The 24,361-nt window shown below is 57.4% G+C and carries 17 protein-coding genes; 2 read left to right on the top strand and 15 right to left on the bottom strand.

All coding sequences use genetic code 11. From position 1 onward, the window contains the following. Positions 1–45 precede the first annotated feature (45 nt). From arsB to EZM41_RS05640, 4 genes are all read right to left on the bottom strand, one after another. Positions 46–1,308: an ACR3 family arsenite efflux transporter gene (arsB, locus tag EZM41_RS05655; RefSeq protein ID WP_198470163.1), complete on the bottom strand. Its 1,263-nt coding sequence runs from the start codon at positions 1,306–1,308 to the stop codon at positions 46–48. A gap of 46 nt (positions 1,309–1,354) precedes the next feature. Beyond that, positions 1,355–2,428, bottom strand: a complete 1,074-nt coding sequence (locus EZM41_RS05650) for an Ldh family oxidoreductase (RefSeq protein ID WP_198470162.1) — start codon at positions 2,426–2,428, stop codon at positions 1,355–1,357. Between the two features lie 44 nt (positions 2,429–2,472). After that, positions 2,473–3,903, bottom strand: coding sequence for a sodium:solute symporter family protein (locus tag EZM41_RS05645; RefSeq protein WP_232619112.1), 1,431 nt, complete (start codon positions 3,901–3,903; stop codon positions 2,473–2,475). 106 nt (positions 3,904–4,009) lie between these two features. Then, positions 4,010–8,461 carry a BadF/BadG/BcrA/BcrD ATPase family protein gene (locus EZM41_RS05640; protein ID WP_198470161.1) on the bottom strand — a complete coding sequence of 1,484 codons (4,452 nt, stop codon included), beginning with the start codon at positions 8,459–8,461 and terminating at the stop codon, positions 4,010–4,012. 285 nt (positions 8,462–8,746) lie between these two features. Here EZM41_RS05640 and EZM41_RS14330 point away from each other — a divergent pair, with 285 nt between their 5' ends. Continuing rightward, positions 8,747–11,488, top strand: coding sequence for a PD-(D/E)XK nuclease family protein (locus tag EZM41_RS14330; RefSeq protein WP_198470160.1), 2,742 nt, complete (start codon positions 8,747–8,749; stop codon positions 11,486–11,488). Then, complete coding sequence (locus tag EZM41_RS05630) at positions 11,481–14,762, top strand: UvrD-helicase domain-containing protein (protein WP_198470159.1); 3,282 nt, start codon at positions 11,481–11,483, stop codon at positions 14,760–14,762. Before EZM41_RS14330 ends, EZM41_RS05630 begins: the two co-directional genes overlap by 8 nt. Here the strand turns inward: EZM41_RS05630 and EZM41_RS05625 are convergent. The 11 genes from EZM41_RS05625 to EZM41_RS05575 form a co-directional block, all read right to left on the bottom strand. Further along, positions 14,759–15,511, bottom strand: a complete 753-nt coding sequence (locus EZM41_RS05625) for a fumarylacetoacetate hydrolase family protein (protein ID WP_198470158.1) — start codon at positions 15,509–15,511, stop codon at positions 14,759–14,761. The two genes, EZM41_RS05630 and EZM41_RS05625, sit on opposite strands and share 4 nt — an antisense overlap. Positions 15,512–15,581: 70 nt before the next feature. Then, entirely contained in the window at positions 15,582–16,796 is a 1,215-nt protein-coding gene (locus tag EZM41_RS05620) for a M20 family metallo-hydrolase (RefSeq protein WP_198470157.1), read from the bottom strand. Positions 16,797–16,832: 36 nt separating this feature from the next. Continuing rightward, the gene (gene pgsA, locus EZM41_RS05615) at positions 16,833–17,396 is read right to left on the bottom strand and encodes a CDP-diacylglycerol--glycerol-3-phosphate 3-phosphatidyltransferase (protein ID WP_198470156.1); all 564 of its coding nucleotides are present in this window, start codon (positions 17,394–17,396) and stop codon (positions 16,833–16,835) included. Between the two features lie 129 nt (positions 17,397–17,525). Then, positions 17,526–18,197 (bottom strand): anaerobic ribonucleoside-triphosphate reductase activating protein, encoded by a 672-nt coding sequence (locus tag EZM41_RS05610; RefSeq protein WP_198470155.1) that lies wholly within the window; start codon positions 18,195–18,197, stop codon positions 17,526–17,528. Continuing rightward, positions 18,194–20,311 (bottom strand): anaerobic ribonucleoside-triphosphate reductase, encoded by a 2,118-nt coding sequence (nrdD, locus tag EZM41_RS05605; protein WP_198470154.1) that lies wholly within the window; start codon positions 20,309–20,311, stop codon positions 18,194–18,196. The genes EZM41_RS05610 and nrdD overlap by 4 nt, the downstream gene beginning before the upstream one ends. Next, entirely contained in the window at positions 20,311–20,781 is a 471-nt protein-coding gene (gene nrdR / locus EZM41_RS05600; RefSeq protein WP_198470153.1) for a transcriptional regulator NrdR, read from the bottom strand. The genes nrdD and nrdR overlap by 1 nt, the downstream gene beginning before the upstream one ends. 280 nt (positions 20,782–21,061) lie before the next feature. Further along, positions 21,062–21,238: a 30S ribosomal protein S21 gene (gene rpsU, locus EZM41_RS05595; protein WP_198470152.1), complete on the bottom strand. Its 177-nt coding sequence runs from the start codon at positions 21,236–21,238 to the stop codon at positions 21,062–21,064. A gap of 26 nt (positions 21,239–21,264) precedes the next feature. Then, positions 21,265–21,603 carry an HIT domain-containing protein gene (locus tag EZM41_RS05590; RefSeq protein ID WP_198470151.1) on the bottom strand — a complete coding sequence of 113 codons (339 nt, stop codon included), beginning with the start codon at positions 21,601–21,603 and terminating at the stop codon, positions 21,265–21,267. A gap of 121 nt (positions 21,604–21,724) precedes the next feature. Next, the gene (locus EZM41_RS14630; protein ID WP_198470150.1) at positions 21,725–21,847 is read right to left on the bottom strand and encodes a transposase; all 123 of its coding nucleotides are present in this window, start codon (positions 21,845–21,847) and stop codon (positions 21,725–21,727) included. Between the two features lie 537 nt (positions 21,848–22,384). Further along, positions 22,385–22,807: a J domain-containing protein gene (locus tag EZM41_RS05580; RefSeq protein ID WP_232619111.1), complete on the bottom strand. Its 423-nt coding sequence runs from the start codon at positions 22,805–22,807 to the stop codon at positions 22,385–22,387. Beyond that, on the bottom strand, positions 22,779–24,359 hold the full coding sequence (locus EZM41_RS05575; RefSeq protein ID WP_198470149.1) for an Hsp70 family protein: 1,581 nt from the start codon (positions 24,357–24,359) through the stop codon (positions 22,779–22,781). Before EZM41_RS05575 ends, EZM41_RS05580 begins: the two co-directional genes overlap by 29 nt. Positions 24,360–24,361 lie beyond the last annotated feature (2 nt).

Genomic DNA, 24,361 nt, shown 5'->3' with positions numbered 1-24,361 from the left:
TTTCTGTATTTAATATAGCTTAAAGAGGCGAAAAGCCAAACGTATTTATCTGCTAACACAACCCGAGGAATGCGTAGGATGATTCAGCTTTGCCTTGCAGTGGGGGAGGTCGAGGTGGCACTCTGCGAACCAATGACAAGTGGCGAGGCATATCTTTACGAGCGCAAGCATTACCGGCACCTCGATCAGCACGCCCACCACCGTCGCCAGGGCAGCGCCCGAAGAGAGGCCGAAGAGCATCGTGGACGTGGCGATAGCGACCTCGAAGTGGTTAGAGGCGCCGATCATGGCAGCCGGCGCCGCATCCTCGTAAGACAGTTTAAGGACCCTGGCAAGGCCATAGCCGAGCCAGAAAATGAGGTTCGTCTGGATGAAGAGCGGTATGGCTATCCACAATATCGTCAAGGGATTTGCGACGATGACGTCGCCTTTAAAGCTGAAGAGCAGAACGAGCGTCGTAAGGAGCGCAATTATGGTGATCGGCGTAAGCGCATGGAGGAATTTCTCCCTAAACCAAACCTCTCCCTTGGCTTTGATGACCCATTTCCTCGTGAAATAACCTGCTACGAGGGGAAGTGCCACGTAGATCGATATGGAAAGGACGAGCGCCTGCCACGGAACGGGAAGACGCCCCACGCCCAATAGGAATCCTCCTAAAGGGCCATAAAGGAGGAGCATCGTGAGGGAGTTGATGGCCACCATAATGAGCGTGAGGCCATCGTTGCCCCTGGCGAGATACCCCCACACCAAAACCATGGCCGTGCACGGAGCTATGCCGAGCAGTATGCAACCTGCGAGATAGCTCCGCCAGAGCGGAACCTCGAGCATCTTCATACCTTCGTGGAGAACCACCCTCCCAGATCCGTGAAGGGCGCCCACAGGGAGATCCAGGCCAAAGGGCATTTTGACCAAGTCCACCGCCTCCGCTCCGATAAACCCCCTGAAGACCGTGCCCAAAAAGAAGAGAGCGATGGCATACATAGTGAATGGCTTTATGGCCCAGTTCAAAAAGAGCGTCAAGGCCACAGGCTTACCGCTCTTGCCCGCCTTTATGGCCTCACCGAAGTCTATCTTTACCATTATCGGATACATCATGAAGAAGAGGCATATCGCGATGGGGATCGATATGACCGGCGCTTCGCCCACATAGATGGCGAACCCGTCGAGCCTGCGGGCAAGACCGGGGGCAACCCTGCCTAAGACGATACCGCCGGCGATGCACAAAGCCACCCACAGCGTGAGGTATCGCTCAAAGGGGCTCTCCAACCTCCGCTCGCCCGCCGATCTTAAACCCGTCTTTGCCCTCATCGCACCCGCTCCTTGCCGATTAACCGATCAGGTTTTGCCACGTCAGTTATGCGAGCGGCTCTATACTTAGCTCAGCTGCATACTTATTCAATAAATTCAAAGTGGCGTCATCGAGCTGAATGCCCTCGCGCAAGGACTTCGCTCTGTTCTCCGTCTCCTTCTCGCCCGGAATGTATATGCGCTCCTGCCCCTCCGCCTTAGCGCTTTTCCTCATGGCATCGAGAATTTCGCTCACCTTGTGCCTTATGGCCACAGCGTCACCGAAGAGCGCGAGGTTTACGGCGCCAAAAAAGTGGCAGACCGTGGCATCTTTTACGGTCAGAGCATCGCGGCTTAAGTCACCTAAAGAAAGCCCGACGCACAAGAGTTCCACCAAAAGGGCGAGGCCATATCCCTTGTGCCCTCCCAAGAGCTCTCCCTCTCCTCCGAGATAGAGGAGCCCACCGAAGGGATTGCCGGGCCGCATGAGCTTGACTATCTCCCCGGGATCCGTGGTGACGTGCCCATCGCTCCCGACGCCCCATCCTTCGGGCATTTTCTTGCCGCGGCGGTCATAGACTTCGACCTTTCCCCTGGAGACGGTGGATGTGGCAATGTCGACCATGAACATATCGTCGCCATGACCTGGAATGGCCACGCATATGGGATTCGTCCCCAACATGCGCTCCCTGCCGAAAGTGGGGATGCCCGCGCGGATCGTGTTCGTGAGGGCTATGCCTATAAAGCCTTCCTTGGCAAACCTTTCGGCCCATAGGCCAGCCATGCCGAAGTGATTGGACTTGCGGACGGCAGCAAAGGCCGCGCCGGATTGCTTTGCCTTCTCAAGGCACCGATTCACGGAAAAAAGCGACACATAAGGTCCTACGCCCTTGTGGCCATCTACGGTCAGACTCAAGGGCGTTTCCGCAACCACCTCGGGCTCCGCAGCCGGCACCGCAAAGCCCAAATCGATGTTGCTTTTGTAGAACTCAAGGCGCGCCACCCCGTGAGAAGGCACGCCCCGAGCATCGGCTTCAACGAGCGTTTCCGCCGTTATCGCAGCCTTGTCGGGAGGGTAACCAAAACCTTCGAGTATTTGTGATGTTATTTCGATCAATCTATCATACGATACCTTATACATTGCAAAGGCCTCCTATGGAATGATTTATGGTCAAAGACGGCGCTTCAGCTGCCCAATTCAGCTGTCGCTTTTATCAGCCGTTCCGCCGGCTCCCTGCTCAAGACGGCGCAAAGGGCAAACACCACAAGGCAAACGGGCCACTCGAGGTATATTACGTGCGGAACGATGCGCACGGCTGGCAGCCACGTCCAGGCCAACCATACGAGCACAGAAGCGAGGATCGTCCAAAAGCCCGTCGCTTTCCTGCACAGGCTCGGAACGTAGATGTTGGCCAGAATAAGTAGCGTGAAGGACGAAGTCATGGCGAGGGCCGTAGTGACGGTCTTTAAAATCCCGACGGATGTGAGGGCCAACCACAGCGTAGCCGCGCTCACCAGCAAAACCGCAAGGCGAGATATGAGGACTTCTCTCTTTGGTGATACCATCCCCGGCACGAGCCGCTTCAGGAAATCTTCCGTGACGAGGGTCGAGCACCCCAAAAGCAATCCCACAGCCGTAGAGATGTCGGCGGCCCAAAGGGCAGCCAGCAGCAATCCGCCGACCAAGGGCGTGATCTGGGTCACCAAGGTAGGAAGAGCCATGGCAGCGTTTTTCAGTCCAGGAAATTGAGCTGCCGCGATGATGCCGAAAAAGGCGCACAAAAACCCGGCTGGCAGCGTTATGATGCCACCTATAATGAAGCCACGGCGGGCCGCAGGGCCATCCTTAGCGGCGAAAGCTATCTGCGAGATGGCTTGAACCGAAAATGTCTGGGTGATCATGACGACCATCCAGGCGACCACGACAGAAAGCCCGACACCCCTTATCGGGTGAAACCAGGATCCCCCCGCAGGGAGACGCGAGGCTATGGCGTCGAAACCCCCAAAATTGGAGAAGGAGAAAAAGAGGGCCACCACCACACCGACGTAGATCAAGATGACGTTGATCACGTTTGCGAGCCCGGCCGCCCAATAACCCCCTATCAGCGTGATGCCCACGAAGACCAAGGCCGTCAAGAGCACGCCTTGCTGAAACGTGAAAATAGAGGGGAGCAAAGCCGTGAGGATCGCCCCGCCCGCCACGTACTGGAGCGAAGTGATCACCATCATTATCAGAAGCTGTGCAACTATGCTCACCAACCTGGCCGAAGGTCCGTACATCCGCTCCATCATCTCGGGGATGGTGCGCACTTCCATGCGCCTAAAAGCCTCGGCGACCAAGAGGCCCGCTATGATGCCGCCGGCCCCCCAGGCGGCATTGTACCAGCCGGCCGACAGCCCCTGGGTGTAGGCTCCCTCAGCCACGCCGACGGTCGAGGCGCCACCCACGGCGAGCCCGGTGATCATAGTGGCCACGACCACGGTCGGGAAATGCCTTCCGGCCAGCAGATAGTTCAAGGCCCCTCCTCCGCCGCGCTTCACAAGCTGCGTAGCATACCACGAAACCGCGTAGAGCAGAACGATGTATCCTACCAATATCGCCAACTGAACGCTCATCTAAAAGCTCACCTCCAAAAATTGTGACGAAAATATCGGATGCTGCCTCAACTTCACGCTTAAACCATATTAATGAGAACCCCCCGACGCGTCAACCAAACAATACTCACGCGAGCCTCGCCTTGAGATAACATTGCTCGCGGAAGGCCGCTATCTCGGCCTCCAAGTTGGGGTTGGCCGAATCGCCAAAAAAGGCGTGAATGACGGGCACTATCACGTTCGGGTTCTTCTTTTGAGCCTCCTTGAGCATGGCGTCCATCTTGGCCATCGCCACCCCTTCCTGCATGCACGTGAAGGGGCCCACGTGGAAAATGCCGCACACCTTGGCTCCGTTCTTAGAGGGGAGGCGACCTTCCATAAGTTCGCGGAAGATCCCTATAACAAGCGGCGATTCGCCAGTGATGTCGCCGTGATAGATGCCTGCAGCCTCAACCCCCTCTATTATCTGCTCCGGCTTGGGAAGCACCTTCCTCTCCCCGTTCGTCCCGCCGAAGAGCCTGTGAAACCGCCAATCGGCAAAGGACAGATAGAGGTCGGCTACTTTGTGGATCCAATGAGGGTTCTCTCGGTATGTGGTGTAGTTCACGTACTCGATCCATTCGGAAATCGAGCCACGGATGACCTCAAGTCCCCCTTCCTCGAGGTGTCTAATGACATTATTGGCGTAGAGGTCGTGCTGCCTGGTATAAATCTCGCCCACATAAAGGACGAGAGGAAAGCGGTCATGTGCGTCGGTGGTGAGGGCGGCGAACCTTCGGCTAGCCTTTCTGCTCCATTCCTTTAGCGTGCCCACGGAGGCCCCTTTTTCTTCGATCAAGAGTTCCAGCTCCACGATCTCCTTCTCGTAAAGCCTATCGAAGGCGGTCTTGTCCCGGCAATAGGGGCGGAAGCGCCGCACCAGGTCATCGAGCATGTCGCTCATCTTTATGGCGTTGAATATCTGAATGAGGGCCCGCGATTGCTTGAAAAATCCCTTAAGCGGTGCCGGCACTTCGAAGTCCAGATAACCGCTATCGGACGAAGGGCCGAGCACCGGCAGACCCTCATAACCCAACTGCGCCAAAAATATCTTCAAGACTTCGCCGTATTTGCCGAAGCGGCACGGCCCGCTCGTGGTGGGCAAAAAGACGAGGTAATTCTCCTTAACCCAGTCCTTACCCCTTTCTCGCGCAAGCTCCTCCAGATGGGCCAACACGTCTCCCACTACGCCCCTCAAGGGGAAACACGTCTCCGTTGCTATAAACTTGTTCGCATACTCGCGCGATTCGACCGTGTTAGTGGGTATGATCGAGGCCGAAAGGCCGAAGTGGCGCACGGCGGCCGCACCGAAGCGGCTGGCCTCGCCCATATAGGGTATCAACCAGCGCCTCTTCCCTAAGTTCAAACTCCCGCTCGATTTCTCCTTGAAAAGGGCGAAATCATAGATATCCAAATCCCTGCGAGGGCGGGCGCGCGAAACCACGCGCTCATGGGCCTCAGCCCTGGTGACGAAGGGGGCGTTGTTGGTTTGGGCATCCGTGACCAGGTGCAGGAACGGTTTTTCTGCCTTGTCGAATATCAATTTTTCATGATAGAACTTCATTGAGTCTGGGCCGCAGGCAAAATTCATCTGCCTGATCGGAAACAGCTTGGGGTGACGAGCCACGAAGACCGCGGCCTGAAGTATGGCGGCGTTTTGATACCAATACTCGTTGAAGACCAGGTCATCTATGGGTATATCCTTGTAGAGGTGGTGCAAAAAGGCCTGAGGAATATAGCGCATCCCCCGTTCCCTGGAAAACATCTGCCCAGAGCGGGATGATGCTTCAGGGTCCAAGACGACGTATTCCCTGCCGAGCCCTACATAACCCACTTCGCCCGACTCCTCGAGCTCTTCGAAGAAGCGATCGCCCCACTCACTCACTTCCTTCAAAAAGGCCTCCTTCTTAGAGTCGGCGTAGCGAAAGGCCTCTTTTATGCGCTCGATCGAGACCGGAAGCCCCAACCGCTCGAGCTCCCCCTTCAATGACTCTACCATCTGGCTCTCATCGCCTAAGTGCCAAACCGGTATGACCTCCCTGCTCCGATCGATCCCCAATATGTCCTGGAGCATGTAGCCCTCGGCCTCCGTATAGATGCAGAACTTCCTATTCGGCTTTGAGGTGCGCACCTCTTCGATGAAGGAGGGATTGAAGATGTAGTGTATCCGCTCATCGCTGTTCAAGAGCGCCCCATGTCCGACGACCAACTTCATGGCTATGCAAAACTCCGTATGGGCCAAGTTGATGCCGAGCTGTGCGATGCGCTCGTCCGAAACGGGCGTCAGCACCGGCAGAAAGCCGAGGGCCTTAAAAAGCGCACCTGCCCATACGCCGAACTCGCCGAGCGTCACTCCGCTCCGGCGGATGCCGATCGTTGGGGACCCATCCAACTTCGCCTCTTCGAGCTTTTGATAAAGCACGCCGTCGAAGTGTTTCTCTAATAGCCTGTGGTAGAGTTCCACGTAATCCCTCTTGGCATTGCCACTCCCCTCGCTGTTCCCCCTGGGGCAAAAGCCGCCGGTGATCACCTCGTCTTGTCCTATAGTGAATATCTTGAGCTTGCAATTGCGCACGCCGCACGATAGCGGGCCGAAGTGGTCGAGACAAAAGACCTCTCGTCGGGCGAAGGATTCCTCAAGCCAATCCCAACCGCGATATGCCGAGCGCACAGCTTTACCTTGCAGCTCGAGCTCCTTCACGCGCTCTCTGGAGACGAGCGCCGCTCCCCAGGCTCCGAAGAGCTCCCTGTGCGGGTAGGCGTAGATGTCCTTTCCCGTCACCTGAGCCATGGCGGCCAAAAAAGCCAGACCGAGCGCCGGTCCGCCCTGGCACGAAGGTTTCTCCTGGACATACTGCGGGCCGCCTACGAATTTGTGGTAATAGCTGGCCGTCGTGGCTCGCACTATGGCGGCAGCGATCTCCTCCTTGGAGAAGCCCTCGGCGATGAGGCGGTTTTCTTCCATCTCCATAAAGACGCCGCACGTGGCGTCGATCAAGGGGACGCGATCCGCCTTGAGAGCGTACTCCTGGAGGGAGTCCTTGACGTCCAATCCCAAGAGGAGCGCCATGTTTTCGAGCGTCTGCCCCGCTCCGGCCTGGCAGGAATAGTTCATCCTCGCTTCGGCCACCTCATCGGTGGCCTTGCCGTCCCTGCGTTTGAAAGTGGTGAATTTCATGTCTTGGCCGCCCACTTCGAATACCGTATCTATGTCGGGGTCGTGGAATTTAATCCCGTAGGCATGACAGGTGATCTCATCCACGGCGCCATCGGGCACGGCGTAACCCTCTTCCTCCAAGGCTTTGGCCTTGGACTTGCTCACCAAGATGCGCTCGTAGAGTTTGCGGGCGGAACCGGTCGTGCAGATACCCCTCACGTTGTAGCGATCTTTCTTCTGCGCGAGATGCCGGAAGACCTTGCGAAGCGCCCCCTCCGGGTCGCCGTGCGTGCTAATGTAAATCTTATCGAGAAGTGCACCGCTTTCCATGTCTATGACGGCCGCCTTTGTGGTGGTCGAACCTCCATCCACACCTATAGTTACATCGATAGTCCCTTTCGAGGGCAGCTCCACAGGCGTATCGGGAAATACGTGCACCTTGTCGAGATAACCCTTAAGCGGCTCGGCGTATAGGCGGTGCTCTCTCGCATAAGAAGCTACCTCCCCGATGCGAGAGAAGTCCATGATGAAATCGTTTCTTTTCTCCAGAGCCAGCAAAGCTACTCCTATGGCTCCGACGCTCCTGAAGGCCTCCAGGCGCCTCAATTCGACGCCGGTCAACTCCTGGACGCGGTGCAGTATAAAGTCGCTCCCGAAGACGCCACCCGTGGCGACGGCTACGGCCTCCTTTTTAAGCTCCCTGGGGCCTATTACGTCGTTTTTATAGTTGCGCGCCACGGTAGCATAAAGACGAGCCAGGAGATAGGGCCTCTTCGCCCCTTCGTTCTGCTCGTGAATGAGGTCGGACTGGACCACCACCCCACAGCGAGCGTTATAACCGGCGAGATCCTCGTACAGGGCGGCCTCGCTCTCGGCCTCCCGGAAGAGATGCTCCAGAAGTTCAGCCTCGTCCGCAGAAGAGTCGGAGTTGCCGCCGTAAAGGCGACGGACCTGCTTCTCAAGCAGGGTGCCGGAGCCGCCGCCGCACTTGCTGTTGGCTGACCACTCGAGCATCGCCGGCTGACCCTCGATATGCTCGATCCTGAAAAAATATGAATCCTTGGCGCCGACGTGGAAGACATATGTGACGTCGGGCGCCATCTTGGCCACGCCCTTCGGTATGGTGACGCTGTCGTAATCGAACAACAGGCCATCGAAGACCTTGGGGAAGGAAGCCGCCCCTATGCCGGTAAAGGCCGTAGAGGCTATGCCGTCTTTGCCCGCTGCTTTCGCAATATCTTGCCATAAGGTAAAAAGACAGCCCAACGGATCGCCGAAGTGAGGAAGGCTCCTCGGCACATATACGACACGGCCCCCTTCGTCCACAACGGCGCCGTGCACTGCAAAAGAACCTATATCGAAGCCCGCATAGAACTTGCCCATTTCCCTTCCCTTCTTTTCGTCAATGCCCATGATGCCCATCGTGAACGGGATGGGCGGATACGATATATTATAATGATGTTAGCCTACGATTGAGCATTTGTCTTCGGCCTTCGAGGTATACTCGCGCTTCATCTCGGCTTGGAACGAATTAAAACGCACAAGGACCAATAGTGAGCTCACAATACGAGAAGGTGTAAGGATACGGAAAGTTCGATCACGGCCTACCGCAGCGTAAGGCAAATCGAAGAAGAGTTGCGCGCCATCGCGAAGAGACCCGCCGTATTCGTGGTTCCAACGGACCACGATGGCGGTATCCTATCGGCGATATTGGAGGCCGAAAGTCCATATCGCGAAAGGGTTCGCATATGGCAATGGACCGACATATACAAAAAAACCTGTGAAGCGCTTAAAGATAAAGGCATTAGGTGGCGCAGACAGGTCGATCCCGCCGAGAGGTGGCTCATCATTCAGTCTCTATGGGCTGGACCATCCTGCAGCGAGGCCCTCCCGCCGACGGCGCGCAGGCCAGCAATGGTCAAAGAATTCGCCTCGTCCCTCAGGGAACTGCTCCGAGAGGAGATCTCGTGGGAAACATACAAAAACGCCACGGGCTGCAAAGAGCCGTGCGAAGGCGGCCCCTGTGCAAAATTCGACGAGGTCGGGGCGTGGCTGTGTTGGCTACTCAGAGAATACGAACGATATCTGCAGGATAGAGGCTTGGCCGACAGCGCCCAGGTCGCCACGCTGACGAGAGAGCTCCTCCTCGCAAATTCGCGGAGCCTCGCACACATTGTAAGAAGATACACCTGGGCCTTCGTCGGCTTCATGAGCTTCACTCACGGCCAACTTGAGCTGGTGAGGGGCTTAACGAAGTTCGATGCGCACCTTCGCGTTTTCATGCCGGAGAGCGGCACTGGGGCCTACAGCGCGGCCGACCAGCTCGAAGGCATCACGAAGAAAGAGGCTAACTTCGCCTTTCCGCCGAAGTGCATAGAGATATCCGGTGCCACCGATCGCCTCGCCATAGAGACGGCGTTGAAAGAGCTGCTGCTCTGGTCCCTCGGTAAGGTCACATGGGGGGATGAGCCGTTTCCGGGATGGGAAAATGTCGGGATGTTGCTCCCTCAAGACGACCTCCCGACGGCAAAAGAGGCCTTGGTCCGCTTTCAAATACCGTATCAGCTTAAAAGCGGCCTGCCGGTCGCACAGACGCAATTCTGGTCGCTCGTAAGCCGGATCTTCGCCGCCGCTAAGGACAACTGGCCCACCCGAAAGACATCTTTCCTACTGGCGGACCGCCTCCTCTTGGGCGAAGGCTTACCTTTGAGCGAGGCAACTCGCAAGGCTCCGTCGGGGGAAGGGGGATGGAAGGCATTCTTGAAAGATGTACCTAAAGGGGTGGAGGTTTTCGACGCCCTCGCCTCATTCTGGAAGAACATAAGCGAAGGCGGCCTGCCGGAAGAGCTCTTGGAGGCCCTTGCGAAATTCATAGGCGAGCGCTTGGAGGTTTTGCACAAGGCGAGCGACCTGGCCGGAGAAGACATCGCATTGGACGAGAGCGTGCGCATGCTCGCGTCCTCCTGTGCCGATGCGGAAAAGTGGGCGCTTGAGCACAGTGCGAGCAGTGAAGCTACGGATACGGCAAATCGCGCGCTCGCTGGTGACCATGCGATCGAATTTTTGAGGACATGGTCGGAGGAGGCGATCCTCCTGCCACCGCTCCAACGAAAAGGAGTCCTCAACGTATACGTGGATTCTCCGCCTGTCCTCGCCCACCACCCGGCCTGGGTATTGGTTGGGGTCGGCAGCGATCGTTGGCCCGGCAAGCTCCGCGAGTCGCCGATACTGCCTGACGAGCAGAGGCAAATCTTTCACGACCGCAACCTCGGGCTTTCCCCCACACATCTTCCCCTCCTAAACGAGAGGAGGGAACAGCGGCGCGCGCTCTTTAGGAGGCTTTTAGCGGCGGGAGACGGGGTCGTCTTCGCGGTGCGCCCGCTCGCAGATACGGAGGGTCGCCCGATTCCGCCATCGCCCTTTTTCGAGGAGGCCACAGGCGGAGAAACGCCCTGGGTTTCCCTTGCATGCTCCGTAGAGCGCCCCTCAAGCCGCGCGCTGCTTTCGGCGCGAGAGATGCGCTTTTCTGGCGTAGAGGCGGCCGCTGACGTGCCGAGCAGGGGGCGAGCGCTCCCACAGGCCTTTCCTCCCGCGCGCACGAAAGAGGCCTATTTGGGCGATGTGAACGAATGGAAGGGTTGCCCTTTCCGCTACGCCGCAAGGCGCCTCTGGAACATAGAAGAGGAGGCCCCTTCCGGATTCGATCCAAAGTTAGGAGGAAACCTGCTCCACGAGCTTTGGAAGCGCCTGTGGGAGGAACGCTTCCGAAGCGGCAAAGCGCTGTCGGACCTCGTGGAGGCGCTGTGGGAAGAGGTGGCGCGCTCGTTCTACGAAGAGGTCCTGTCGCGATACAGCCTTTACGGACGTCGCCTTTTATACCAAGTCCAGCGCTTGGCGCGCCTGCAGGACTCGCTCGAAAGCCGCTTGGCGCCGCTGCGCCGAGACCAGATGCGGGAATATCCGCTGCCCGAATTAAAGATAAACGGCGTCCTTTTTAAGGGAAGGGCCGACAGGATCGAGCTATTGACCGACGGGAGCGCGGTGGTCCTTGACTACAAGTCGGGAGGGAGCGACTACTACAGGGATTCGGTTCAGCTTGCAGCCTACGCCGTAGCGCTCGAAGAAGCGGGCACGAGCGTGGCCGGCTATGCCTATCTCTGCCACAAAGACGGATCGATCTACGGTCACTTCGCCGACTTGAAGCTTGCAAAAATCTTCGAGCAGGGAAGGAAGAAAACTTCGCTGAAGGATAAAATCGACGAGGCGAGAAGCACATTAGAAAGCATGGCCAATAGAATGACTTCGGGGCTATTCTCGCCGGACTATTCGTCAAAAAGCTGCCGGGATTGCGGCTACAAAGCCCTGTGCAGAAGAGAGGAGATCGTGCGTGGAGGCGACAACAATGAGTGACGGCGGGCTCCTCGCCCTCTTGCGAACCGCCACGCCCTCCCAGCGCGAGGCGATCACTTCAAACAAGCACTTCATAGCGGTGAGCGCAGGTGCTGGCACAGGAAAGACCAGCACGTTGGCGTGGCGGTTCGCATGGCTCGTGGCCACGGGTGAGGCCAAGTGCGACCAGATACTCACCGTGACCTACACGGAAAAGGCGGCTCTCGAAATGGCCTCGCGCATAAGGGCCACCCTCCGCTCGTGGAAGGAAACCTTAAAAGCGACAGGGGAAAAAGGCGACAACCTTTTGGCGCTGAGGCTCGAGGATGCCGAGCGCAGGATCGAGGAGGCCACCATATCGACGGTTCACTCCTTCTCCATGGACCTGATTCGCTCCGCCGGTCCCACCCGCGGGACGGAATCGCACAGAGTCCCATCTATGCCCGAAGAAGAGGAGTTTTGGCGCTCCGTCGAGGAAGCGCTCGACGCAGTGGATTCGGAGTGGTTCGCCGCTAGGCTCAGTGGCGAAAAAAGAAAATGGGCGAGCTTATTGAGGGAGCCGGATTTCCTCGACGTGCTCGAGGAATTCGGCACCGCCTCGATGATCGCCTTCGCAAGGGGAGCGATCGGATTATTCTCAAGCCATGGCAGCTGTCCCGACGACCTCTGGCTCGACGAGGCTGCGCTCGCCCTAAGGGACGGGGCCTTGGTATCCTGCGGTGCGACGGCGGACGACATAGCAGCGCTGTTCGACGAAGGCGATTGCGAACTCGACAGGAGGCTTCGCCTGGCACTCGCCAAGGCGGCGGCGCTGCTCTGGGCCGTTTGGGAAACCCAAAAGGAAAACGAGCTGTGGCTCTCCTTCGACGACATGATCCGCTACGCCAAGGACATCATCGAAGAGGACCCATCCCTCGTAAGGCGTTTCAAGGCCGTGTTGGTGGACGAGTTTCAGGACATAAACGGCGTCCAAGGCGCGTTCCTCGAGTCATTGAAGAAATTGAGCGGCGCGAGCCTATTTCTGGTGGGCGACATAAAGCAATCCATATACCGCTTTCGCCACGCCGACCCATCGATATTCGCCCGCCAAATCGCAGCGGCGCGCGACGACGAAAACGGCCTTTACGTTGCAATGAACGAATCCTTTCGCACTCGCGACGCGCTGCTGGAGGTGATAAACGACCTCTTCGGGTTCATCTGGCGCGATGGCGTAGAGGGGCGCTCCTCTATCCCCTACGAACCGATCGATGGAGCAAAGGAGGCGCCCTGGTGGAGCGAAAGGTGCAGCGCCGCGGGCGTAAAGCCCTTTGCGATCCTCATCGAAAGGGGCAGCGAGGAAACAAAGGCGGAGGAAGAGAGGGAAGCGGCGGTGCGCAAGTTAGGCGCTGCGCTATCTTCTCTGAGGGGCAAAGACATATGGGACAAGGAAAAGAGAGAAGCGCGGCCGTGCGAGTGGAAGGACATGGCCGTACTCGTGCCCGCGCGGACATCCTTTGCCGCCCTCGAGCGCGTCCTGAGGGATGAGATGAGGCTGCCCGTGGCGTTCTTCAGCGGCATGAGATACTTCTCCCGCTTCGAAGCGCAAGACGCCTCTTCGCTCCTGAAGGCCCTCGCCGACCCATCCGACGACTTGGCTTTGGCGGGGTACCTCCTGTCCCCCTTCTCTAAGTTGCCGCCCCACAGAGCCACAGAACTCATAAGCGAAGGGGCTGATAACGACGAAAAATGGGGGCTGTGGAAGCTGCTCGAGCGCAGGGAACCGGAGGTCGCCTCTCGCCTCATTTCGCTAAAAAGGTTGGCAGCGCTTGAAGGCCCCTCGAGGGCCTTGGCAGCGCTCATCGATGAGGCGAGAGCTTTCTACGCGCTCCCCGTTCATCTGCGCATCGGCGCCATGCTCGCCCTGCAAAGAGCTGTGGACATCGCCCGCGAATACGAAGCGGCGTTGGGACCGAGCTTGGAGGGATGCGCCGCATATCTGCACGAGGCTACGCGGGAGGGGTTGAAGGCGGAGGAGGTGAACGTCGACCTCGAGGCGGAGGACGCGATCAAAGTGTTGACGGTTCACGCCGCGAAAGGGTTAGAGTTTCCCGTGGTAGCGGTCTTTGGCCTCGAAAGGCACTTCGCCGCCCGCCGGGGGGAGAGCCTCTTCCCGTCGATCCCCTTGTTGGCATCCGGAAGCCGCTTCCCGGACCGCTGGGGACAAAAGAACGACCCCGTCTCCAAAAAGGCGCACCGCTTCATCGAAGAGAGAGAGGGATCGGAGGAGTGGAAGCGTCTCTTTTACGTTGCCTGCACCAGGGCCCAAGACGCTCTACTCCTCTGCGGCATCTGGCCAAAAAAGGGAGGAGGCCCAAAGGAGGGCACATGGCTCCACCACGTCTTCAATTGGCTCGACTCCAAAGGGGAAAAGCTCGAGGACTATGCCTCCTTAGACTCCTCCGATGATGAGGGCACCCGCACAGAGAGGGCAGAAAAAAAGGCGCCGTCGCCCGAGCGATCCGCGGCTCTGGCGTTGCCGAGGCAAAGAGGCGGCGCGCTTGAAGTCTTGAGCGCTACGGCTTTTTCGACGCTCAGGTATTGCCCCAAGGCCTTCAGGCTAAAATACAAACAAGGGCTGCCCCTCACCTGGGAACTGCCGTCGGAGGAAGGCGCCTCGGGCGGGCCCGAGCTCGGGAGCTTGGCCCACTGGATCTTAGCCCGGTGGGATTTTGCGCCTGAATCGCTCGATCGCCTCCTTTCAGAAAAAGGCGAGCACGTCGAGAGCCTGCCGCCAGCCTTAAAAGCCCCCTTTAGCGAAGAAGCGTCGCGGCGCCAACTGAGGGAGTGGCTCTCGGGACTCGCGGAAGGAGAATTGGGGCAGCTTTTGCGCCAAAAGCTCGGCATGGGCCTCCTGCGTCGGGAAGTGCCATTTCGGACGCGCGTGGGCGAAACGGCACTCGTGGGCATTGTTGACGTCCTCTGGGAAGAGGAAGATCATATCCACATCTGGGACTACAAGATAACGTCCCTGGAGAACGCCCCTATGGAGCTGTATGCCGAGCAGATGCGCTTCTACGGCCTGGCCTGGCACCTGCTACACCCTAACAGAGCCGTGAAATTAGGGCTTTGCTTCTTGAGGGAGGGCAAGACGGAGCTCTTAGAAGGCGTAGACTTCGAAGAGATAGAGGAAGCGGTGCGGGAATCCGTATGTGCGGGGGCGAACGGCCCCTTCCCCCCCGCACATACTCGTTGTGGCAGCTGTCCTTGGCGAAACTTCTGCTTTAAAGAGCTCGCCGCGGCCGGAAGGCGAGCCTAAACCACCGGCGTCTTCAGCGTCCCTATACCTTCTATAGAAACCTCGATCACGTCGCCGCGCTGCAGCGGGCCCGCCCCTTTAGGCGTGCCCGTTAACACCACATCACCACGCAGGAGCGTCATAAAGGACGATATGTAGCTCAGGATAAACGCCACGGGGAAAATCATGTGTGCGGTCGAGGACTCCTGGCGCACCTCCCCGTTTATGCGCGTACTGAGCATCACATTTTGAGGGGATAGATCGGTCTCGATCCACGGCCCAAGGGGACAAAAGCGATCGGCCGACTTGGCCCTCACCCATTGGAGGTCCGACTTCTGGCAGTCCTTGGCCGTTATGTCGATCGCGCAGCTGTATCCGAGGACGTAATCCAAGGCGTCACTTTCGCGAACTTTCTTCATTGTCCGCCCTACGATGACCGCAAGCTCCCCCTCGAAGGCTAGCTCCTTCGTGAACGGCGGATACGGCAGGGGTTGCTCCGGATCGGCAAGGGCATTGGCCGCCTTCAAAAAGAGGCCCGGCTCCTTGGGCAATTCGTCAGCGGGCGTAGGTTTGGTGGGATCTACGTAGTTTTTGCCCACGCACACGATCTTAGGGGTTTCCGCGGGAGCTTTGAGCGAGACCTTCGCCAGGGGGAACCGGTCGCCCGTAAAATCCCCGCCCAAACCATCCGTAACGCGAATCGAGTCCCCCTCAAGGACACCCCACAGGGGGTTTTCCTCTCCGGAGACCACAAAGCGCACCAGCTTCACCTGAATTCACCTCCGTTTTTAGCGTTATGAATCGAGGGCAGATACAACGCGCCTCATTTATATTATCGTATCAAGGGAGAGACGATGCCATCATGCGGGCAAAGACTTTAGCTTCGTTGACCATATGTTCTATGACGGCGTACTCGTTGGGTTCGTGGGCCACGTTCGCCTCTTGAGCCCACACGGCGGCTGGAATTCCCACACGGCGGAAGAACGCCGCGCACGTCCCACCTCCCACACCGCCTATGACCGGCTTTATATGCAAGACGTCCTCTACGGCAGCCTCGAGCAGCCTCACCACCGGCGCATCCACAGGGGTCACAGGGGCCGCGTCGGTGCGCTGGAGGACTTCATACGATATTTTCGCTCCGCTACGATCCGAGATATCCCGGCACACCTGATCGACGACCTTCAAGGCCGCTTCATTCCCTGCGCTGGGCAGTATCCTGCAGTCGAAAGCAAAGACCTCCTTCCCGGGGATGGTGTTTACGTTCGACACGTTGGCCCTCCTCCTCGTGGGCTCGAAGGTGGAGACGGGGGACGAAAACAGTCGATCCTCCTCCGGAAAGGCGCGGTGATACGCCTCGTCGAGCGCGACAGAGAGCTGGTTTGCCACGCGGCAGGCGTTTAACCCGTCCTCCGGGCGGCTGGCGTGGGCCTGTTTCCCCAAGACGCAGAATTCGAGCCACAATATCGCTTTCTCTGCGACTTCGATGAAGTCCCCTCTTTCGTTCCCCACGTCGGGCACGACCACGAGATCGTCCGGCTTAAAAAGCCCAAGGGAAATCAGATGCTGAATGCCGTATGCGCTACCCATCTCCTCGTCCGCAACGAAGGCCAAGCATATATCCCTGGCCGGCGTCACGCCGGACCGCTTTAGGACATAAAGCGCATAAAGGCTCGCCACGAGCTCCTGCCCGTTGTCATTGGCCCCCCTGCCGAAGACCTTTCCGTCTTTGATCAGGCCCTTGAACGGATCCGTGTCCCATAGGGAGCGATCGCCCTCCGGCACAACATCCATGTGCGTCACGATCCAAAGCCTCTCGCGCTTCGCTCCTTCGAGCGCGACGACCAAATTCGGACGAACCCCCTCAGGCGAAGGCGCATCGTATCGCTCCGGAGAAGGCAGGCCCATATCGCTGACGATTTCGGCTATCACCTGAGCCTTTGCGCGCTCTCCCTCTCCCCCGCTTGCAGGAGAAACGGCGGGTATTTCGACCAACCTGCAGAGCGCCTCTGCCATCTCTCCTTTCATAGCATCGATTTGACGATATAGCTCCTCCAAAGTCGATTCCTCCCCGAATCACAAAAGCACACCTATTTAGCTGAAGAGAAAATCCCTGCCCTTATAGATATAATCGACGCCCGACCATACAGTTAAAACCATGGCGATCCACATGGCGGGCACTCCCCCTGGAAGGTTCAGTATCACAAGGCTTATGGCTATAATCTGGCTTATGGTCTTGGCCTTGCCCCCCCAGGAGGCAGCTATTACCACACCCTCGGCTGCGGCCACCATGCGCAAGCCTGTCACCATGAACTCCCGCGACACTATGACCGCCACGATCCAAGCCGGAAGGCGTTGGAGCTCGACGAGCGAGATCAGCGCCGCCGTCACGAGTATTTTGTCAGCCAGGGGATCGATGAACTTGCCCATGTTGGTGACCAGGCCGTGCTTGCGCGCTATATACCCATCGGCCGTATCGGTAAGGGCGGCGCCTATGAAGACGAGCCCTGCCACCAGATCGCCATACCCTACGTCTAAGCCCAACGGCGCAAGCCCGCGCACGGGGGAATTTATCCTGAGCGTGAGGATGACCATGATCAACGGCGCAAGGAAAATGCGCGACAAGCTCAGCATATTTGGGAGATTCAGACTGGCCAACAGGGGCACCTCCATCAAACGACAAACTTCCCGTAGTCACAACCTGCCTCAATGAAGGCACGCGAGCTAAGACAAAGAGATTATACTATATTTAACGTCTTAAATATCTTTTGCAGACCTCGGTCGAAGTTAACCCCTTATCGGAACATCGGGAAAGGCTTTTGCTACGCGTTCCCTCTCCGGCGAAGCGGTGCCGGCGAGCGCGGGATCCAAGGCGAGGCGCATGTCGGCGAGCTGGATGACCCAACGACCAGGCTCAACCTGGCGACGCACCGTGCGGAGGTCTTCTTCATCCATGAGGTGAGGCACATAAGTGGTGCGAAACTCCACATCGATAGAAGAGCTCTTCAATAGCTCCACGGAGCGCTTCACGAGCTTCAGATCTACCGTTACGCCGGTAAAGCGCTCGTATTTGTCCCAAGGGCCCTTGATATCCATAGCCACGGCGTCTATCAATCCCTCGTCCAGCAATTCCCCGATCGCCGACGGGTCGCTGCCGTTCGTGTCGAGCTTCACGGCCAAGCCAGCTCTCTTGATGCAGCGAAGGAGGGAGGGGAGGGAGTCGTGAATCGTAGGCTCGCCTCCGCTCACCGCCACACCGTCCAGAAAGGAAGCGCGCCTCGCTACATCATCCAAGACTGCCTCGCCGTCGAGTTCCTCTGCGATACCCAAGGCCAGGGGTCCGTTATGGCAGAAAGGACAACGCCAGTTGCACCCCTTGGTAAATATCACCGCCACGACGTGCCCGGGCCAATCTATGAACGACGTGGAGACGTAGCTGCCGATGGGTGGCAATTTCAATGGACAGCCACCCTGAATCTATCTTTGAGCTCGCCGCGCTTGCCGGCATTCCATGAGGATATGCGCGTATAATAACCGGTGATCCTGGTTATGCCGTCTACGTCGAAAGAGCCGCAGGAATTGCAGGCCTTGAGCAGTCCACGCGTCACTCGTCCACAGGCGTTGCAGATTGTGAACTCCGGACTGAACGCAACCTGGGCGTTATCCGAATGCGAAAAGACCTTCTTGACGAATGAGGCCAAGGCCCGCTCGTCGGGGCGATGTTCCCCCATCCAAATATGGGTGATAGCGCCGGCCTTGATCATCGGGTGGAAGCACCCTTCCTCTATCACCTTGTCTATGGGGTCCATCGGCACATCGTAAGGGATGTGCGTGCTGTTGGTGTAGTAAACCTCACCCGTAGAACGATTGCCCCTCACGATGGAAGCAGCCTCGGGGAAGCTTTTGAGGTCGAGCTTGGCGAACCTGTAGGACGTGCTCTCAGCTGGCGTCTGCTCCAATACAACCTTAAAGCCGCACCTTTCCGAAAGCTCTTGGCATTTGAGGTCCATGAACTTCACTATCGAGCGCGCGAGCTCCCTTGCCTTCTCGTCCTCGTGCAGCTGTTTTCCGGTGAGCGCCTGCACCGCTTCGTTCAGACCCAAAATGCCCATTAGGTGGCTGGCCTTCTCCATGCGCAGATACGGCGAGCCATCCGTATCCATCGCCAGCACCGCAAGCGGCCCGTTTTTGCCGGCAGAGAGGAGTTCTATTAAGAAGTCCCGCTTTTGGACGTGGGCCTTCGCGGCAAGTTCGAGCAGGCCATCCAAGCCATCGAAAAAGACGTCCAAGTTTTTGAAGCTGCGGTAGGCGAGCCTCGGCAGGTTTATCGTGACGTTCTGCAGCGCAGAATATCGCATCTTCCATGGGGTTTTGGCCTCGAGGAGGTCTTCCGGCGTCAACTCAAAAGAAAGCCTGCAGCACTCCGACAGTTTGGCCACGCCGCCCCGGTCGAAGACGAAATAGGTGTTGCCCTTCTCCGCGGCGACAAGAGAAGCGAGGGCGAGCATGTCTTCCCAACCGGGCTCCTCGAAGAAGGCGTCCGTTATGTGGAGCAGGGGCTTGGGGAAGAAAAAGGGCTGCCCTCGGCTATCTCCCTCCAAGTAGACTTCGAAGAGGGCGCGCAAGAAACGCTTCGATTCCTCGGCATACTCCCCGTAGGTGCGGCCTGTGAACTTCCCGCCTGGACCTATAGCCGGTACGTCGCGGAAGTGCTTGGGGACTTCGTAATAGAGGTTTATGTCCGTGAAGGCCACTTGACCGCCGCGCCCACCTGCAAGCTGGTTGAACTCGAATATGAGCATCTGGGCGAGCTGATGGATCTCTTTGTCGCTCAAGCCCGTCAAATATGGAGCGAAGAAAAGGTTTACAGCATCCCAACCTATGGCGCCGGCGAAGTTGTTCTGTAGGACAGATGTCATCTTTAGAAGATGCGCCAACAAGACATCGGCGTGTTTGGCGGGCGAAGAGACGCTCGTTATGGAAGGGAGCGAAAGGCCGAACTTGGCTACGTAGGCCGGGCTCTGCCCTGAGCAATAAGGCCTATTTATCATGCCGAGGTCGTGAAGGTGAAAGTCGCCGTTCAAGTGAGCCCTCGCCACATCGGGCGAGAACACCTTGGTGAGGGCGTATTCCTTCAGCACGGTCTCGGCTATGGTGAGATTTATCGACTCCGGATTGTGCGACGTATTGCTGTTTTCCTTATTGGGAGCGCGCATGACGAGCTCGAGGTCATACAAAGGGATCCCTATACGGGAGTGATCGGCTATCCGAGCGTCGAGCCCCCTCTGAAAGAGCTTCACGTTGACCATTTCCCTGATGAGGGAAGTGGTAACGCGCGTCCGCCAGGGGCGCAGTATCTCTTCTTCCACTTCCGCCGCGATGCTCATGGCTGTATTGGGGTCAACGCCGGCCTCCGTTACGAGGGCGCTGACTATGCGCGTCATATCCCAAGGATGAGACTCCTCCCGCGACGGGGCATCTACCATCAAGGCCAAATCTGTAGATTCGACGCCCGTCTCGATGATGTGCTTCTGTCTTCCAATCTCCTTCACGAGAAATTCCAAATCGTTCATTATTCTGCCTTCCCCCTCTCTTCGACGAGACGATGGATTTCTTGATAAAATTGGTCGATGTCGCAGAACTCGCGATATACCGAGGCAAAGCGCACATAGGCCACCTGATGAATCTCCTTGAGGGCCTCCATCGCCAACTCCCCTATGAGGGAGCTGGAGACCTCGCCCTGGCCCATGTCGCGCAATCTCTTCTCTATCTGCGATGCCGCGTCTTCGAGCCGCTCAAGCGGCACAGGGAGCTTCTCGCAGGCCTTCACCAATCCCCGCAAGAGCTTTTCCCTGTCGAAGGCCTCTCTGTGGCCGCCCTTCTTGATCACCAAAAGCAGTTTGCTCTCCTCGAGCCGTTCATAGGTGGTGAAACGTTGTCCGCAATCGGGGCACTCCCTCCGTCTGCGGATAGCGCGCCCTTCCTCTGCGGTGCGCGTCTCTATTACCTTGGTATCCATGGCGCTACAATAAGGGCAGCGCACGCGATCACCTCTATATATAGGGTCTAACTGGAATTATACTACCATATCTGGTGTTTAATAGGGCCTAAAGGACTATTTTCTTGTATACATAACCTGGGAGACGTGAGCGGCGGGGCGCTCCGTCGCGTAAAACTAAAGCGTCCAATCCCTAAAGTTCAGGGACAGACAAGGCCCATACGCCTTATCTGTCCCTGATGTTATGCACCCCTAAGCGGGGAGCGCTCATATTTCTGGATGACGCCTCAATCGCCGCGAGGCGACTTCCTCTGCGGTAAAAGCGTCAGCTTTTCTTGCGTCGCTTGGATGCCATCCTCTTGCGCTTCTTGGCTTCGCTCGGCTTCTCATAATGTTCGTGACGGCGCGCCTCTCTCAACGTGCCCTGTTTTTTGAGCTCGCGTTTAAACCGCCTGAGCGCATCATCTATGGATTCGTCTTCCCGGCGATGTATGGTGGTCATGCTATCACCCCCTTCTCGCTCGCGTCTCACCCTGGAGGCCAACGGAAACGGCGACCTCCGAGGATGTGCACGTGGAGATGGGGGATGCTCATGCCCGCCTGCTCGCCGCAGTTCACGACCAGCCTGTAGGAAGAAAGCCCCTGAGCGGCAGCGACCTCCACGGCCGTGGTCATGAGGGAAGCCCACAAACTGCCGTCTTTCGCGAAAGCAGCGGAGGGTATGTGGACCTTTGGGATAGCCAGCAGGTGAACCGGAGCCTGAGGGGCGATATCGCGGATCACCACGACATCCTCCGTCTCAAGGACGACGTCGGCTTTCTGTTCACCTCTTGCTATGCTACAAAAAGGGCACTCCGGCTGCACCATTGATCCTCCCCAATCTCTTGCTCTATAAGCATTTTACAGCATACAACGCCATGTTTACAACAAGCAAAAAAGATATGGTAAACCACTTAAAAAAAGACCCACGACCAGATATGAAACCACCTTAGAGCCTGTCTGCTATGGCCTCTGCTAAGCCTCTGTCGGAGAGGTTAAACCACTGCTGCAAGAGGAGGGCTTTAAACATAACAAGAGGTGGATAGCCTAAGACGTCCGTTTGAAGGGTCATATAGACGTTCTAATCTCTTTTCTATAGGAGACCAATCTATGAGGTCGTTAACTTTTAAAAAGTGATTTTTGGGGAGCCGTTCCTTTACGGCCTCACTGAAGAATGTCGCTTGATTCGATCTACGTCCTAACAAGGGCATGACCTCCTGTGCAGCTGTTAACTTCTTGAGTATTATAATACCATAAAGTAAGGGAAGATGGATTTTGCAGCAGACTCTGAAGCCATATACCACAATATAGCAGGATGGTGATCCCAGGGTTTTCTTTGGTTAAGGAAGCGCTGCTACATATCAGGAGGGGCAAATATGACCAAGCCGAGGCCACCTCTCAAGAGTTGCGCGCGATGAGCTATACACAAACTTCTTGGCACTATGGATATCCAGGTTCTATACCGCTATCTCTTCCCTTAAGATCACTTAATCTTTCTTATAATAGTCTACGAGCCCTTAGAACCATATACAAGGCTTGCATCCACTCTTACTACATTTTTACTTGAGGCATTAAACCAAGAAAGCAAATCGCTAAAGGGAAGTATGAGCTACCGCTTCGCGTAAGCGGTTGAGCGGAGGCGAAAGAGCGCGTCCATAGCGAGCAGGCGGACGTCAAGGCGGCGGCTGTGCAGGCGCAAGAGGAGCGATTTTTCTTTCTCGCGCCTAATTCTATCGGCTTCGCGCATGATGTCTTCCATCTCTCGCTCTGCGCCGGCGAGAATTTCGTCAATTCGGCTCTCCCTCGCCGCAGAGGCGCTCCTCTCGGCTTTCGCGGACGGTGAGCCGAAAAGTTCCGCCCTCAAGGACGCATAGGCGTCGGTTATGGTCTGAAAATGAGAAGCCCACTCCGACCCAGCCACGTCTGGATGATAACGCCTGGCGAGCCTCCTGAAGGCCGATCTCACCTCGTCCCAGGAGGCGTCGTAGGGAAGTTCAAGGGCGCTATACCACATCTCTCTCTGGGCTGCCATCGGCTTTCTCCCTTTCGAGGCGAGAGGCTAAACTTTCCAAAAGCGACACCCCTCTCTCCCAAAGCCTATCGTCGCTGTCTTCCAAATCCTTCAGGTGATCCAAAAGCTTTTCCAGGCGGCGCTTTTGATACTGGCTGAGGCGGGCAGCGAGGCGAGCCATTCGCGCCCTGATAACTTTTGTCTTCTCACGGCGGCCGTAAAAGTCCGAGGCCTGAGGCCCGAGGTGAAACACCTCGTGCGCAAGAAGCCCTCTCGTGCTGGATATGCTTGCGTTCAAAGTGCCTCCGACATCAGCAGAAATGGTCACTGTGACCTCTTCGCCGTCAGCTGCCTCGATCGCCAAATCGCCTACGATATCTCCCCGCGCCAAGTCAGCTCCTCCTTTGACTACGCGCACGTTCATCCTACCACCGCCTATGACTGCGAAACGCCTGGTAGACTTGGCCGGGAGCTTCGTTCCGCCCTTTAATATGAGCGCCGCGTCGCCGCCGGCCGTGACTATTCCCAAATCAGAAGCGAGGAGGCAAGGTACGGGATTGTCTTGCGCCGACAGGAGCGCGCCCACGGCCTCCGCCTCCTCAGGCGGAAAGCGAAGCGGAACGGGTTTAGACAGGCGCGCGGCTATCTGCGCCTTGAGCAACGGGAGTCTGCTGCCGCCACCTGCAAGTATAACCCTCGGCCTGCCACAATGCCGCCAGAGCGGCTCGCACAAGTTCAATATGGAATCTACTAAAGGAAAATAAAGGGAGGCAATTTCGCCGCGGCTTACGACATGTTCACGCGCATTCGTAAATCCCGCTGCAACGGGAAACCACGAAGCCCTCTCCACGAACGAAAGGGCCTCTTTGAGCTCTTCGGCATGAAAGAGGAGGGCCTTCCATCGAGGGTCTCTCTCGTCCAAGCGGAGGTCGCAAACTTTTTCCTGCAGATGGTGCGCCAAGGACCTGTCGAAATCGGCACCTCCTATACCGATAGACCTGCTTTCGAGGAGATGGCCCCTACCCTTTTCGACAACGACGACCGAGGCGCCGGTCGAAATAGCACCGACGTGAAGGACGAAAAACTTTCCGTCGACGCCGGATGAAAGCGCAACTGCAACAGGCTTATCGACGAACGTCACTTCGTCAAAGCCGGCAACCTTGGCTGCCCTATCTACGACATCCCGCCTTTGCGTAGGGAATCCGACGGGCAGAGCGATAGCACAAGACGAGACGATCTTACCGAGCTCGACCTCCGCGTCCTCCCTGAGCGACAGAAAGAGCGGCGCGAGGGCTTCTTCGGCTTTCCATCTTCGTCCACCTATGAAGATGTCCCCCGAGGCGCCACCGCGGCGCATCATGCCCCACCACGCGCTCTCGGGAAAGCGAACGAACATCTGCTCCGCCTCTGCGCCCACAAGCCACCCTTTGCCCGCCCTGGCGACGACGGCAGGCGTGAAGCGGCCTCCCCATCTGTTTCTTGCCACGCGGACGGAAGATTCGCCGTTCACTGCGATTTTGGCGTAACGGGCGCCGAGGTCAATTCCTGCCGGAGGAGACTTCGCCGCTTCCATCG

The sequence above is a fragment of the Acetomicrobium sp. S15 = DSM 107314 genome, from assembly GCF_016125955.1.
Classification (GTDB): Bacteria; Synergistota; Synergistia; order Synergistales; family Thermosynergistaceae; genus Thermosynergistes; species Thermosynergistes pyruvativorans.
Note: the sequence above shows the minus strand (reverse complement) of the source record. Positions and strands in the feature narration are given on the sequence as shown.

What these genes read in the sequence shown, in the direction of transcription:
- arsB (WP_198470163.1), bottom strand. Translation starts at nt 1,308, where the DNA reads ATGAGGGCAAAGACGGGTTTAAGATCGGCGGGCGAGCGGAGGTTGGAG.
- EZM41_RS05650 (WP_198470162.1), bottom strand. Translation starts at nt 2,428, where the DNA reads ATGTATAAGGTATCGTATGATAGATTGATCGAAATAACATCACAAATA.
- EZM41_RS05645 (WP_232619112.1), bottom strand. Translation starts at nt 3,903, where the DNA reads ATGAGCGTTCAGTTGGCGATATTGGTAGGATACATCGTTCTGCTCTAC.
- EZM41_RS05640 (WP_198470161.1), bottom strand. Translation starts at nt 8,461, where the DNA reads ATGGGCAAGTTCTATGCGGGCTTCGATATAGGTTCTTTTGCAGTGCAC.
- EZM41_RS05630 (WP_198470159.1), top strand. Translation starts at nt 11,481, where the DNA reads ATGAGTGACGGCGGGCTCCTCGCCCTCTTGCGAACCGCCACGCCCTCC.
- nrdD (WP_198470154.1), bottom strand. Translation starts at nt 20,311, where the DNA reads ATGAACGATTTGGAATTTCTCGTGAAGGAGATTGGAAGACAGAAGCAC.
- rpsU (WP_198470152.1), bottom strand. Translation starts at nt 21,238, where the DNA reads ATGACCACCATACATCGCCGGGAAGACGAATCCATAGATGATGCGCTC.
- EZM41_RS05590 (WP_198470151.1), bottom strand. Translation starts at nt 21,603, where the DNA reads ATGGTGCAGCCGGAGTGCCCTTTTTGTAGCATAGCAAGAGGTGAACAG.
- EZM41_RS14630 (WP_198470150.1), bottom strand. Translation starts at nt 21,847, where the DNA reads ATGACCCTTCAAACGGACGTCTTAGGCTATCCACCTCTTGTTATGTTT.
- EZM41_RS05580 (WP_232619111.1), bottom strand. Translation starts at nt 22,807, where the DNA reads ATGGCAGCCCAGAGAGAGATGTGGTATAGCGCCCTTGAACTTCCCTAC.
- EZM41_RS05575 (WP_198470149.1), bottom strand. Translation starts at nt 24,359, where the DNA reads ATGGAAGCGGCGAAGTCTCCTCCGGCAGGAATTGACCTCGGCGCCCGT.